The sequence below is a fragment of the Spiroplasma endosymbiont of Polydrusus cervinus genome (assembly GCF_964019755.1).
Lineage (GTDB): Bacteria > Bacillota_I > Bacilli_A > Mycoplasmatales > Mycoplasmataceae > Spiroplasma.
In genome coordinates, this window is record NZ_OZ026469.1 from 741,675 (window position 1) to 755,223 (window position 13,549).

The following is a 13,549-nucleotide window of genomic DNA, read 5'->3' on the forward strand; positions in this document are numbered from 1 at the left end:
AGAATGGGATTATCAAAAAAAGAAGTCAGAGATATGAAATCTTTTGATGAATTTAAAGAATATATTGGTAAATATTTAGAAGAAAATAACAATGAAATTAAACAAGAAAAGTTAATAACTTTAATTAACGATCATTTTGAAGTGGATGATAATGATGTTGAAGAATACTTTGATGAATTAATCACCAATGGGGTGGAATTTCTTGATGTTAATTTAAAGGAAATTGAAGAAGCAGAAACTGTTGAGTTAGATAAAGTAGCCAAAAAAAAAGTCAATGAGAAATTGCGTTATAAAGTTGGTGGAATTTCGAATGAAACAAAAATTCAAGATATTATTAAAGCATACTTTAATATTCTAGGAACAAGTAAGATTTTAACGCGAGAAGAAGAAATTAAATATGCCAAAATGTTAGAATCAACTGATCCCGAGGAAAGACGCTTTGGTCGGGATAAATTAATTACTTCTAACTTAAAGTTAGTTGTTTCTGTTGCCCGAAAACATTTAAACCGGGGATTAGATTTTTCTGATTTAATTGAAGAAGGAAACATTGGGTTAATGAAAGCCGTTGATAAGTTTGATTATAAGCGTGGTTTTAAATTTTCGACTTATGCAACTTGATGAATTCGCCAAGCGACAACGCGAGCAATTGCTGATCAAGCGCGAACAATTCGGATTCCTGTTCATATGGTTGAAACAATTAATAAACTAATAAGAATTGAACGACAATTAACGCAAGAATTAGGGCGTGAACCAAGTTACAACGAAATTGCCGAAAAAATGGGGCAAGGAATGGTTGGCGAAAAAGTTCGTGAAATTAAAAGATTATCAATTGAACCAGTGTCATTAGAGAAACCAATTGGTGATGAGGATGACACTCATTTTGGTGATTTTGTCGATGATAAAGATATTTTTACCCCCGATGAATACGCCGAAAAAGAATCATTACGGGAAGTAATTGATGAAGTTTTTCATGAAATTTTATCAGCACGCGAAGAAAAAGTAATTAGAATGCGTTTTGGGTTGTTACCAACAAAATTACGAACAGTTTTACGATTAGCAAAGGAATGTGAAGATGAAACCTTTCCGAAGTTAGTGCAAACAGTTAAAGCCCTTGATATTCACTATGACACGCCAATTGAAAAAGTTCAGAGTCAAAAGAATACTTTAATTGATAAACATTTATCGAAATATGATTCACCAAAGACGTTAGAAGAAGTGGGGAAAGAATTTAAAGTTACCCGCGAACGAATTCGTCAAATTGAAGCGAAAACAATTCGTAAGTTTAAACCAAATCAAGCTAATTCAAAAGCAAAAGTATTAAAAGATTTTTTCAAAGGATAGAGGGTCTTAAAAATGGATAGATTGTCAGAACGTTTATTATTAATTGCCAAACAAGTTAATGATAAAGATATTATTTGCGATATTGGAACAGACCATGCGATGATTCCAATTTATTTAGCGAAAGGAAATTTAATTACCAAAGCTTATGCTTGCGATATTGCCGAACAACCACTAGTTCAAACGAAAAAGAATATTGCAAAATATCAACTTGAAGAAATTATTACCCCAATTTTAGCCGATGGATTAATGGGCCTTGCCAACATTAAAATTGATTCATGTATTATTTCGGGCTTAGGAAGTGCGACAATTTTAGGTATTTTTCAACAAGATTCTGATTTAATTGATCGTTATATTTTATGTCCAAATGATGACCCGATGTTATTACGGACATGAATTAAAAAACAAAAGTATTTTATTGAAAAAGAGTTATTATTGAAAGAAAATAATCTGATTTATGAAATTATTGTTGTCAATAAAGTTGCCGGGCGCAAAGTTAAAAATAAAAAAGATATTTTCTTTGGTCCCTGGTTACGAAAAGAAGCACATCAAATTTTTCAAGAAAAATGATTATTAAAAAAGGATTATTATTTAACATTGTTAAATCAAATTCCGCTTAAAACTGAGCGCCATCAGGAAATTAAGGCAAAAATAAAAATGATTAATACGGTGATATAATGTTAATTAAAAAAATATATCAAGAAATTGAAACTGATTTTCCCTTGAAAGCAGTTTGCAAATGAGATTATAGTGGTCATCAGTATGGTCGTACAAATAATTTTGCCACAAAAATTATTATTAGTTTAGATTTAACAAGTGAAGTTATTAATACCGCCATTGCTAAAAAGGCGAATGTGATTATTACGCATCATCCCTTTTGTTTTGGCAAGAAAAAAACCATCCATCGAATTCCATATAAACAAAAAATTATGAACTTATTGACCAAACATCAAATTACGGTCTATGCTGTTCATACGAATTATGATGGTTTAATGAATGAATTAATTTTACAAGAATTAAATTCGGTTAAAATTGTTTCTTTTAAGGGGGATGATTTAACAAAAGTTGGATATGTAACATTAACCGCGGATGAGATTATTGCAAAGTTAAAAACAATTTTTAACATTGAAACCGTCCAGCATAATTTAACAATACTAACGCAACCGATTACAACTGTTGCGTTAGCCGCTGGGGCAGCCGGGAATGTTATTACGAAAATTACGAAAGATGTTGATCTTTTTATTACGGGAGAAGTAAAATGAGATCAATGAATCTTAGCGAACGAGCAGCAATTAGCTGTTATTTGTTTTAACCATTATATGGAAGATTTTTTTACTACGGCATTTATGGGCTATCTAACTCGTAAGTTTCCAACTTTAACAATTATTCCTTATCATATAAAAAATATTATTAACTATCGTTAATAATATTTTTTATATTTGTTCTGTAAATTGTAAATACCAAATCATAAAAAGTTAATTATTAATTTAGTTAACTTTTTTAAGTTAATTTTTAAGTTAATTATAGGAGGTTGAAATTATGCAAATAAAGCAATATTTAATTTTGCGGTCTTAGTGAAAAAGTATGATAAAGATATTGTTATTAATACTGTCAATAAAATTGCAAATGATATTTAAATTAAAAAGTAAAGAATAAATTATCCCGCGTAATTTACAATCTTCAATTAACTTTCAATTACTTCCAACTGGTCGTTGTTGTAGTTTGGGTTCTGGTTTATTACTCGCCGTTTTCACTATTATTTGGTTTTTCACAACTAATTAATGATGTTGTAGTTGTTGCTTTTAATCCGATTGCTCCTAAAATATTTAAAATGTTATAATTATTGTACAATAATTATAACATTTTAAATATTTTAGGAGGTAAAGTGTGAAAAAGTATGAAAGATTAGATTTTAATGAAAGAGTAAATTTGGAAAAATTAAAAGATAATGAATTATTTAAAAAGAAAAATGAAACAATTAATATTCGAAAAATTGCTAAGCAAATGAATAGAGATTATAGAACTATTCGGCAAGAGTTAAATATGTTTGATAATATTAATGATTATAATGCTGCAAAAGCACAAAAAATACATGATAAAAATAAAAAACAATGTCGTAAATATTCAATGTTAAATTCACAATAATTAAGTCATTTTTCTAATGAATATAATAATTTTGATCGTTCGCCACAAAATATTATTACTTCGTATGAATTACAATATAATATAAAATTTGGTGTATGTTTTAAAACAATGTATAAATATATTAAATTAGGTTATTTTAATTTAAAAAAAGAAATGTTATATTTTAATTTACATTTCATAATATTTTTTCTTAATTTCCCGAAATAAATGGTTAACCCCTGACTTTGAAATCTCTAAACCAATTTCATTTTCTAATAGTGTTGATAAATCTTGTAATGAAGCATCCGGATTAGTGATTCGTAATAAAGCAACCTTTTTGGTATTTTCATTTAATTCATCAAACAAATTATGATCAATTAAATAATTGATCATAATGACTTGTTCTTCCCCCGCTTTTAGTGCTTTTTGTTGATTTGAAATTTCAATATTATTTAAACGATTAATGCTGTTAACCATATCCCGAGAAATACGCGTATTTTCAAATGTTAAAACACTATTAATTGCATCAATTAATTTTAAGAAATCCGAAACTAAAATTGAACATTTTAAATAACAAACATAACGGTCATGTCGAATAATAATCTTAAAAGGAAAATGAAATTTATGCAATAATTTTCGAAAATACTGTGCCGAAGCTTCAGCATTAAATTGAACCTCCAAATGATAATTACTTGTTTCGGGTGAATTAACACTCCCACAAGCAACAAAAATTCCCGCAATATATGCGCGTTGTTGGCGTTCATTTCATTCCGGAGGGATGGCAATGATTTTCTGATTAAGGTCAGCATCAAAAATATGCAAGTCTTTTAAAATTTCGGTTACTCGTTCCTTAATTCGTAAAATAAATGTTTTGTTCTTTTTTAACTTTGTATTTTGCACAATAATAATCTCAATGTTAACTTGATATAAATTTTTTAAAAAATTATAAATAGTACGAATAATAACATTACTAATTGAAGAAACTTCAAAATTAAAAAAATGATTACTAATTCTTAATATCATATTATATTTAACAAACCCCGTTAAAAAAGCTTTCTGATACATTTGGTCAAATTCTTTTTTAACGATTTCTTCTTTTACTTCCATGGCAAAACTCATCTTCATTCCCCTTTCTCCTTTAATAATACAGAAAAACCACTATTTTGGCATAGTGGTTTAATAATTAACCTTTTTGTTTAAACTCACGAACTTCTTGTTCGGTATCATGCATCGGATCAACTTTCACATCCCCATCAACTTTTCGAATAACAACATTTGCTAACTTAATAACAATTTCGTGTGCAATTGATAATTGCATATCTTCAAATAATTTGGCTGCTTCTTCAACATAAGCATGTAATGGATTTGTTTGGGCATAACTTCGTAAATAAATCCCACTTCGTAACTTACTTGCTTGATCAATGTGTTTTGTTCAATATTCATCAAACGAACTAATAATGGCATTTCGTTCAATTTGGTTCATCACATTCGGTGGCACATCTTCTGTTCGAGCTAAATAAAAATCATTCATTTTTGTTGAAACATACTTCGCCACTTTGTCGCGGGTCATTTTTTCCATTACGGCTTTATCTAATACATTTTCCGCCACAACTTTATCACTAACCCCTTTGATTAATTCATCATAATGAATAAATCATTCGCCATGTGATTGGTTTCCAAATATTTTTGTTAAATCATAAGCAGCTGAATATTGCATTTTTCTAATGATTGGTTTTAAATTATTCGCTGCTAAAATTTGATCACGGCACGTATACATCGCTTCCCGGTGTTGCGCTAAAACATTATCATAATCTAAAATATTTTTTCGTTGGTCAAAGTTCATTCCTTCCACTTTTTTCTGAGCATTAGAAATTGCTCTTGTCAACATTCGTGATTGAATAAAATCTGACCCTAAGCAACCAAACATACGACGTAAACGATCACCACCAAAACGCATCATTAGTTCATCATCTATTGCGACATAAAAACGCGAAAAGCCAGGATCACCTTGGCGTCCTGCCCGTCCGCGCAACTGATTATCAATCCGACGAGCTTCATTTCGTTCAACACCAAAAACTGCTAAACCACCAATTTCTTGGACACCCTCACCTAATTTAATATCGGTTCCCCGTCCAGCCATATTTGTTGCTAAAGTAATAGCTCCCTGTTCACCAGCCTTCACAATAATATCCGCTTCACGTTCATGGTTTTTGGCATTTAACATTTCAAATTTTAAATTAGCCTTTTGTAAATAATGCGAAACAATTTCTGATGAATCAACTGAAGTTGTCCCAATTAAGATTGGTTGACCTTTTTCATGCAAAGTAATAATTTCCTTCATCATTGCCTGCATTTTTGCATCACGATTGGCAAACATATAGTCTACTTCGTCTCGGCGAATTAACGGACGATTAGTTGGAACTTGAATTACCCGCATATTATAAATTTTAATAAATTCCTCTTCTTCTGTTTTTGCCGTTCCGGTCATCCCACTTAATTTATTATATAATCTAAAAAAATTTTGGTAAGTAATTGTCGCCATTGTCACTGTTTCTTGTTCAATATCAGCATGTTCTTTAGCTTGTAATGATTGTTGCAAACCATCACTATAAGCACGCCCTGGCATTAAACGACCCGTAAACTGGTCAACTAAAACAATTTCATGGTTTTGAACAACATATTCAACACCATTTTTAAAAACAAAATTAGCTTTTAAAGCATTCAAGATTAAATGATATAATTCTGTATTTTTAATATCAAATAAAGAATTAATTGAAAAAATATTTTCTGCCTTGGCAATTCCTTCTGGTGTTAAATAAACTTGTTTTGTCTCTAAATCAATTTTTAAGTCAGTATCACATGATAATGATTTTGCAAAATGATCAGTTGCTTGATATTGCGGTGTCCGATTTTGTTGTCCTCCCGAAATAATTAAGGGGGTTCTTGATTCATCAATTAAAATTGAGTCGGCCTCATCAATAATTGCATAGTTTAATCCTCGTTGGACTTTCTCACTATAAATTTTTACCATATTATCACGTAAATAATCAAATCCTAATTCAGCATTAGTGGTATAAATAATATCACAACTATAAGCTGCTCTTTTGGCATCTTTTGTAATATCACGGGCATTTAAACCAACAGTTAAACCTAAAAAATTAAAAACTTGCCCATTAATTTCTGAGTCCCGTCTTGATAAATATTCGTTAACTGTAACAATATGAACCCCATTGCCAGTTAAAGCATTCAAATATGTTGGCATTAAAGCAGTTAAAGTTTTTCCTTCTCCGGTTTTCATTTCCGCAACATCACCTTGATGAAGCACAATTCCCCCAATTAGTTGGACACGATAAGCATGTAAACCAAGAATCCGGCGCGCTGCTTCACGAACCACTGCAAATGCTTCAATTAAAATATCATCCAATGTTGCCCCATCGGCTAATTTAGCTTTAAATTCGTCCGTCTTTGCTTGTAATACATCATCTGACAATGCTTGCATTGTTACATCTAAGACCATGATTTTATCTGCTATTTTTCCATGTTTTTTTACAATTTTACGATCACTAACTGCCATTAAACTTTCTCCTCTATTCTACATAATAATTATTATCAGCATTCACACTTATTTTATCATAAAAAGGAATAGTTAGTATAGTTATTATAATATGGGAACACATATTATTTGAAGAATTAATTGGTCGCATAAAAAAGATTGGTGTATACTGTAATACTAAATCATAAAAAGTTAACTAAATTAATAGTTAACTTTTTATGATTTAGTATTACAGTATACAGGTTTTAAAATCCGCTTAAGTTAGAACTTCCGAGCCAGTTGGGGTAATTAAAATCGTGTGTTCAAAATGCGCACTACATAATCCAATCGCTGAAACTGGGGTTCAATTATCAGCTAACATTTTAATATCTTTTCTCCCAATTTGGACCATTGGTTCAATACAAATTGTCATTCCCACTTGTAAACGCATACCCGTTCCCTCTGTTCCCACATTGGGAATCATTGGTTCTTCATGTAAGGCCAGACCAATCCCATGACCGGTAAATTCGGTTGGTAAGAAAAAATCCTCTCCTTCAACATAGGTTTGAATTGTCGCCCCAATATCCCCGATCCGAACCCCTGGTTTTAAAATTGCAATCGCTTTTGTCAAGGCTGTTTCAGTTACGGTTAATAACTTCTGATGTTCAGCACTACGCGGTTCACCAACAATGACGGTAAAAGCACCATCGCAATGATACCCTTGATACGAACAACCTGCATCAACGGAAACAAGATCCCCTGCCACAAATGGCTTATTATTCGGAATGCCATGCACTAACACTTCGTTTAAAGACACACAAATCGCCGCCGGAAAACCATACAGCCCCTTAAAATTAGGTTGACAATCATTTGCTAAAATAATTTCTTCCGCGCGTTGGGTTAGCATTGCCCCCGTCATCCCCGGTTTAATTATCGCTCTTAATTCCTGATGAATTTTTTTCAATGTTGCAGATGCTTTACGCATATAACTTATTTCCTGGTCAGTTTTAATTGTAATCATCGTTAACTTCCTTTCAATTTTTATTTTATTGTATACTGTAAAACTAAATCATAAAAAGTTAATAAAATTATAACAAATTAAAAATAAAAAAACAATAATCACAAAAAATATTAAATTAAAAATATTGTTTTTAATATTTATTTTTAAAATTGTATCATGTACGATGAAGCGGAAAAAAACAACTCTTGTTAAATAAAAGGGTTGTTTTTTTATTTATAAAACAATAATTGCTAATTAATTTATTGATTCAGAGAAAGGACAGCATCTTAAATTCTTAAAATAGAAATTTTTTTACAACTTTTTGATACCCTCTTTAAGTTGTATTACACATTTATTAAATATCTTATAAATCTTTACAAAGTGTACCTTTTTTTCTCCAATTTTAAGATGCTGTCCTTTCTCTGCTTTAGTTAATTAATTTGCTAATAAATAAAAAACTTAATATTAAAGGAAGGAGTAAGTAATGGAAAATAATACGCAACAAACAATATGTGATGTTGATAATTGCTATAAATCAATATCATTCATTACCGAAGAATTTGTATCAAATAGAGTTTTATGAACTTGTGAAAAACATAAAGATTTATTAAATCGAACAAAAGATAAAAAACAAAAGCGATTTTATCAAAAACTAGAAAATTCAAAAATTATCTTTGATGATAAAACTGGTTCTTTTAAACTTTGATTTTATAAAACAACTTAATACATAGTGGGACGGTTATTTTAAATAACTAAGTGCTTCCATAAGAACATGAGTTTAAGCTCATTCCCACAGCCAGCCGAAGCAAGTACTGAAATAGTGTATGAGGAAACATGTAAATCGGCGCTGGTTATATTTAAACTACGCGATAGTCGTGATAAGTGCAAGGTCAACATCAAACGACAATAAATATAGAGATGGTCACTTTATAAATAAATTTGCGATAGATATTGTGTCCCATCGAGGATGACAGCGGTTTAAAAACCACAAAGTCAGCACTAGGCTCTTCAAGGTGCTAGTGAATTTATTTTAAAAACTGAACGTTTTGACCTGAAATGGTGCGGATGAAGAGAGAATTCTCTGGCGTAAACAATAAAAAACAACTGTCTATTATCTAATAATAAATAAATATTAAATATATTATCGCCACCGCTCAACCGCTCACCCTCAGTGAAGCGGATGGCGTAGTAAATAAATAGATAAATACTTATATAACTAATTCTCGCTTTGGTACTTTCACTTGGGAGTGGGTGCCAGCGAATTAAAAATAGGAGGAAAAACAATGGAATATAAAAGTTTGTATATTAATAAAACTTGAAATGAAATAACAATATTATTTGATTGAGTGAATTGTCAACCTGTTAATTGTCGTATTTCTCATCATAAAAATCATTATGATTTACAGTGTTTAGAATGAGCAAAAATGTACTTAAATTTATTTGAAGATAAATGAGATGTTATTGCTTCTTATATGCAACATTACAAAATTAACGATATTTTAGATTTAGCATCAGATGGTTGAAAAATATTACAAATTGAGAAAAAAATAAAACAAATAAATTAATGGAGGTAATTATAAAAAAGTTAAATAAAAAAATAACAACAAAATTAAATGAATTAATTTTAAGATTATATCCAGTTTCAACGGATGATATTACTGATGAATATTGAGCATTAAACAATAAAAAGAATTAGGAGGAATAAGAAAATGTCATATTGTATTAGTGATTACTTAAATGAAAAATGAATTAATAATAAAGCATTAAAAATTAGTAATAAAGATATTATTTATGCACAAATTGATAGTGATTATGATATGAGTTGAGAATTAAATTTATATCTTAAATTTGGTAATGAAGAAAGGCATGTAGGTAATGTTTTATTGTCAACGGATTTTGACTTAAATTTAAAATGATATGAAATTGATGAAGTTAAAGGTTTAATAACTGATTATTTAGAAGATGAAGAAGCAGATTACGAGGTGATAAATTATGAATAATATGTGAAAATATAAAGATGGCAAAGCTTATACCGAAGAAGATTTATTTAATATAGCATTAGAAGAATGTTATTCAGAAGAAAGTGCTTATGAATATATTGATAATTTAATTATGGATATGAATTTGGAGGAAATTTAATAATGGCAGATTTAACATTAAATAATCAAATTAAAAATATTACTTATCCATTTTATTTAAAAGGAAATGATTTTAAAGAATTAAGTTTAAAAGCATTACCAATTAAAGAATGATTTGATAATAACGGTCAAGATTTAGCAGAATTTATTCTTCGCCATCGAAATCATTGAGTAGCCACGAATTATGAAGATGTACGCTTAAAAGATATACCAAGTGTTATTAGTAAAATTGATTTTGTTTTTAGAGAACCATTGGAATTAATAAAAGCTTTCAAAGATGATTTAAATCGAATTCGTACTAATATTATTAATTTTGAAAAATCAATTGAAAATCATAAAATTGAAATTAAAAATAACATTAATCAAGTGCGAATACAAAAACAAAATGAATTATTTAAAGAACAAGAACTAAAAAAACAAGAACTAATAGAACAAGCAAATAATTTAAGTGAAGATATGGGTCTGGATATTGATCAAATTGAAGATGAGCAAGTTCGTGTAATGAAAGAAATTGAACAAATTGATAAATCACTTGACCCAAAACAATTAAAAAAAGTTGGAATTAATTTTATTAAAGAAAAATTATTAATTAAAGATATTGAAATATTAGGTATTAATGATGATTTTTTACAAAATTCCGATAAATTAGAACTTATTAATCTTATTAAAAAATATTTAATTGTTGATGAACAAGTTGTTAAAAATGAAATCAAAGAACAATGAGATAGCAATAAAGATATTAATACTATTGGTGTTAATGGAATTAAATTCAAAATAAATAAAGGAGAGAAATAATTATGAATAATCAAATGGGAATAAAAGAATTAGTAGCGACAGCAATTAAAGCATATGAATTAAATATTAATGCTAAATATTTACAAGATAATTTAATTGCTTTACAAGAACTAAAATTAAAAAATAATCAAAGTTATATTAATTTGATTGGTACTGCTGATAATGGAAAAATTACAGCCTTAGGAATTATTAATTTAAGTAATAAAGGTTTAATTTTTGGAAAAGATTTTAATATTATTCCATTCAAAAATAAATTAACAACCATTATTGATAGTAGTGTGTTTCAAAAAAGAATGGAACAAGAAAATTGAATGTTAAAAAGAGGAATTATTTATAAAAGTGAAAAATTTGTATGAGATACCGATTTACAAAAACCAAAATTACACGAAATAGATTTTATGACAAATACAAGTCAATATGAAAATATTATTGGCGCTTATGCTTTTGGAATTAATCGTTTAACTGGCGAAACAAAAGGTATTTTATTAAGAAAAGCAGACATTGACCGTTTAAAAAATAGTAGTCCAAGTGGAAATAGTGAATATTCGCCTTGAAATAAATGACCAAAAGAAATGGTTGAAGCAAAATTATATCGTAAATTAGCACAAGAATTAGGTATAGATATTACTGACATTGATTTAGATGAAAAAGAAATTAAAGAAGATGGTAATTTTGATTATATACCCTTTAATGATATTACTGTCGCCAAAAATCAGGGTCAGATAAGTGACGAACCCTTATCAAATAATATAAATACCCCATTTTATAGAGAAATAGCAGACACAAACAATAATATAGTTAAAGAAGATGATATTTCTAATGTAGTACCAGTAGTTAACAATGATGAGCAATGAACCACTTGATAAAAATAGGTATTGACCCATCAGGAACCGGTACCAGTGCTATTATTGTTTATGAAGACAATAAATTAATAGATAAAATGGAATATATACATTATGATTGAATTAAACAAACTGATAATATTTTATATAAATTAATACAAGATGCAATTATTAATATTGAGGATTGTTTATATACATCTGCTAATCCAAGTAAAGATAGGGATGATTTATTAAAAGTAATTGGAACAGTTAAATACAATACAGAAAAAGTACGCAACATTATTAATTGAGCATCACCAAAACATACTAAATCAATTGTTAAAAATATGGAAAATTTAAGTAAATATAATGACAGTTGTATATGAAAATTTGATAAAGATAATAATTTAACTTATCAATATGGTAAAGGTTGATTTTATAATAATGAGAAAATATCTCATCATTTAAGAGATGCAATTATTATTGCTAATTATAAAGGTTAATATTATGAAAGAATCATATAATCAAAAAACAGGAAAATATTATTCTTGTAAAATTCGAAATGTTAATATTTACTTAAATAAAAATGAAGAAAAAGTTTGAAATCAATTATCTAACTTTGATACCTATTCTCAACGAATAGAATATCTTATTAATTTTTATATAAGTCACAACAAAGAAAAATAAAAAATAACCTTAATTGGTTATTTTTTTTAAATACTATCTGTTAATTTTCTAATAGAATCTTTTTGTGCTTGTTTTTTGTCGTTTACTTTAACTTGTTTTTTAACGTTTTTAATTTGACCTGTTTTAAGGGCTAATTCTGTTGCATAATCGGGCCCTCGTAAATGTTTTTCGTGGGCAATAACAGCAGTTCTTAATTCTCTAATTTCTGCTTTATATTTTTTAACTTTTTTAGCAGATAAGCCTAGAATCCCAAGACTACCCATTCCACCAGCACCAGCTAATACAAGTAAAGTAATTACTAATTCATTACTAATTTCCATTTTTATATTTCCTTTCTTATTCTTACTCAAACAGTGGCCATCTATTCTTTCGGAACAAAATAATTTATAAATTAAGCTATATATAACCACCCAAAAATATCTACCACCCCTATATATAGTCTATTTTAATAAAATTTAATTATTGGTTTCATAATTATTATTTATATTTAATTTTTTATTATTTTCTTGCTTTTGTTTTTTAATATTTTCATCTTGTATATTTTTAAATATTTCTTCTGTTATACCATCTAAATTATTTCACTGTTTTGCTATTCGTGGTTGAATAACACGCGGATTAATCCGACAATCTAAACAATATCTTAAATGGTCTTTTTTTCATTTTGATTTATCAATTCAAATAATAATTAAAGAAATTATTAAAGTAATTAAAGGTAAAATTGTAAATACTAATCCCATTTTAGATATTTTTAATCGTGGAATATCAATTTTCATATCTACTTTTGGTTTACTACTAGCAACAAATATTCCTTGAATTCCATGGGTAAATAAAGGTGTTAATAAAATAGCGATTCCATTACCTCAATATTGACCATAATTATATCAATAAATTTTACCTTTAATTGCATCAATCATTCCATATTCTAATCAACAATTTAATGCTAAAAATATTAAAGTATAAAAACTAACTACTCAGCTACGAATTTTATATTTTCTTTCTCATTCTCTAATATCTTTATGAGTTCAATTATAAGTTGGAATAGGGTCTTTTTTAAATCAATTTCAAGGTAATGCACCCTTTAATCAAGTTGTTTTATCTTGTTTCATTAATTAAA

18 protein-coding genes and 1 pseudogene are annotated in these 13,549 nt (G+C 28.3%); 13 read left to right on the forward strand and 6 right to left on the reverse strand.

What is annotated here, in order from left to right; translation table 4 throughout:
* Nucleotides 1–3 precede the first annotated feature (3 nt).
* From AACK78_RS04680 to AACK78_RS04690, 3 genes are read left to right on the forward strand one after another with little or no spacing between them, the layout of a single operon-like run.
* Nucleotides 4–1,341, forward strand: coding sequence for a sigma-70 family RNA polymerase sigma factor (locus AACK78_RS04680; RefSeq protein WP_338954755.1), 1,338 nt, complete (start codon nucleotides 4–6; stop codon nucleotides 1,339–1,341).
* Between the two features lie 12 nt (nucleotides 1,342–1,353).
* Entirely contained in the window at nucleotides 1,354–2,016 is a 663-nt protein-coding gene (locus AACK78_RS04685) for a class I SAM-dependent methyltransferase (RefSeq protein ID WP_338954756.1), read from the forward strand.
* Nucleotides 2,016–2,762: a Nif3-like dinuclear metal center hexameric protein gene (locus AACK78_RS04690; RefSeq protein WP_338954757.1), complete on the forward strand. Its 747-nt coding sequence runs from the start codon at nucleotides 2,016–2,018 to the stop codon at nucleotides 2,760–2,762. Before AACK78_RS04685 ends, AACK78_RS04690 begins: the two co-directional genes overlap by 1 nt.
* A gap of 313 nt (nucleotides 2,763–3,075) precedes the next feature.
* Here the strand turns inward: AACK78_RS04690 and AACK78_RS04695 are convergent, their stop codons facing one another.
* Nucleotides 3,076–3,189, reverse strand: coding sequence for a lipoprotein (locus AACK78_RS04695; RefSeq protein ID WP_338954759.1), 114 nt, complete (start codon nucleotides 3,187–3,189; stop codon nucleotides 3,076–3,078).
* 36 nt (nucleotides 3,190–3,225) lie between these two features.
* On the opposite strand from AACK78_RS04695, the pseudogene AACK78_RS07620 reads away from it, so the two are divergent.
* Nucleotides 3,226–3,648, forward strand: a pseudogene (locus AACK78_RS07620) (helix-turn-helix domain-containing protein); the annotation flags it as partial.
* Nucleotides 3,649–3,651: 3 nt separating this feature from the next.
* Here AACK78_RS07620 and whiA read toward each other — a convergent pair.
* From whiA to map, 3 genes are all read right to left on the reverse strand, one after another.
* Entirely contained in the window at nucleotides 3,652–4,587 is a 936-nt protein-coding gene (gene whiA, locus AACK78_RS04705; protein ID WP_338954762.1) for a DNA-binding protein WhiA, read from the reverse strand.
* A gap of 58 nt (nucleotides 4,588–4,645) precedes the next feature.
* On the reverse strand, nucleotides 4,646–7,036 hold the full coding sequence (gene secA / locus AACK78_RS04710; RefSeq protein WP_338954764.1) for a preprotein translocase subunit SecA: 2,391 nt from the start codon (nucleotides 7,034–7,036) through the stop codon (nucleotides 4,646–4,648).
* Between the two features lie 235 nt (nucleotides 7,037–7,271).
* Nucleotides 7,272–8,015, reverse strand: coding sequence for a type I methionyl aminopeptidase (map, locus tag AACK78_RS04715; protein ID WP_338954766.1), 744 nt, complete (start codon nucleotides 8,013–8,015; stop codon nucleotides 7,272–7,274).
* Nucleotides 8,016–8,478: 463 nt separating this feature from the next.
* Here map and AACK78_RS04720 point away from each other — a divergent pair, with 463 nt between their 5' ends.
* From AACK78_RS04720 to AACK78_RS04760, 9 genes are all read left to right on the forward strand, one after another.
* On the forward strand, nucleotides 8,479–8,718 hold the full coding sequence (locus tag AACK78_RS04720) for a hypothetical protein (RefSeq protein WP_338954768.1): 240 nt from the start codon (nucleotides 8,479–8,481) through the stop codon (nucleotides 8,716–8,718).
* Nucleotides 8,719–9,241: 523 nt separating this feature from the next.
* Nucleotides 9,242–9,559, forward strand: a complete 318-nt coding sequence (locus AACK78_RS04725) for a hypothetical protein (protein WP_338954770.1) — start codon at nucleotides 9,242–9,244, stop codon at nucleotides 9,557–9,559.
* Complete coding sequence (locus tag AACK78_RS04730) at nucleotides 9,559–9,690, forward strand: hypothetical protein (protein ID WP_338954408.1); 132 nt, start codon at nucleotides 9,559–9,561, stop codon at nucleotides 9,688–9,690. The genes AACK78_RS04725 and AACK78_RS04730 overlap by 1 nt, the downstream gene beginning before the upstream one ends.
* A gap of 13 nt (nucleotides 9,691–9,703) precedes the next feature.
* Nucleotides 9,704–9,994, forward strand: coding sequence for a hypothetical protein (locus AACK78_RS04735; protein ID WP_338954406.1), 291 nt, complete (start codon nucleotides 9,704–9,706; stop codon nucleotides 9,992–9,994).
* On the forward strand, nucleotides 9,987–10,133 hold the full coding sequence (locus tag AACK78_RS04740; protein WP_338954772.1) for a hypothetical protein: 147 nt from the start codon (nucleotides 9,987–9,989) through the stop codon (nucleotides 10,131–10,133). The genes AACK78_RS04735 and AACK78_RS04740 overlap by 8 nt, the downstream gene beginning before the upstream one ends.
* 2 nt (nucleotides 10,134–10,135) lie before the next feature.
* Entirely contained in the window at nucleotides 10,136–10,927 is a 792-nt protein-coding gene (locus AACK78_RS04745; protein WP_338954774.1) for a hypothetical protein, read from the forward strand.
* A gap of 2 nt (nucleotides 10,928–10,929) precedes the next feature.
* Nucleotides 10,930–11,793, forward strand: coding sequence for a recombinase RecT (locus tag AACK78_RS04750; RefSeq protein WP_338954776.1), 864 nt, complete (start codon nucleotides 10,930–10,932; stop codon nucleotides 11,791–11,793).
* Nucleotides 11,778–12,251 carry a hypothetical protein gene (locus AACK78_RS04755; RefSeq protein WP_338954778.1) on the forward strand — a complete coding sequence of 158 codons (474 nt, stop codon included), beginning with the start codon at nucleotides 11,778–11,780 and terminating at the stop codon, nucleotides 12,249–12,251. Before AACK78_RS04750 ends, AACK78_RS04755 begins: the two co-directional genes overlap by 16 nt.
* Nucleotides 12,252–12,255: 4 nt before the next feature.
* Nucleotides 12,256–12,435 carry a hypothetical protein gene (locus AACK78_RS04760; RefSeq protein ID WP_338954394.1) on the forward strand — a complete coding sequence of 60 codons (180 nt, stop codon included), beginning with the start codon at nucleotides 12,256–12,258 and terminating at the stop codon, nucleotides 12,433–12,435.
* 26 nt (nucleotides 12,436–12,461) lie between these two features.
* Here AACK78_RS04760 and AACK78_RS04765 read toward each other — a convergent pair whose 3' ends face one another.
* Nucleotides 12,462–12,845, reverse strand: a complete 384-nt coding sequence (locus tag AACK78_RS04765) for a hypothetical protein (protein WP_338954780.1) — start codon at nucleotides 12,843–12,845, stop codon at nucleotides 12,462–12,464.
* Between the two features lie 45 nt (nucleotides 12,846–12,890).
* Nucleotides 12,891–13,541 carry a hypothetical protein gene (locus AACK78_RS04770; RefSeq protein ID WP_338954782.1) on the reverse strand — a complete coding sequence of 217 codons (651 nt, stop codon included), beginning with the start codon at nucleotides 13,539–13,541 and terminating at the stop codon, nucleotides 12,891–12,893.
* Nucleotides 13,542–13,549: the final 8 nt, after the last annotated feature.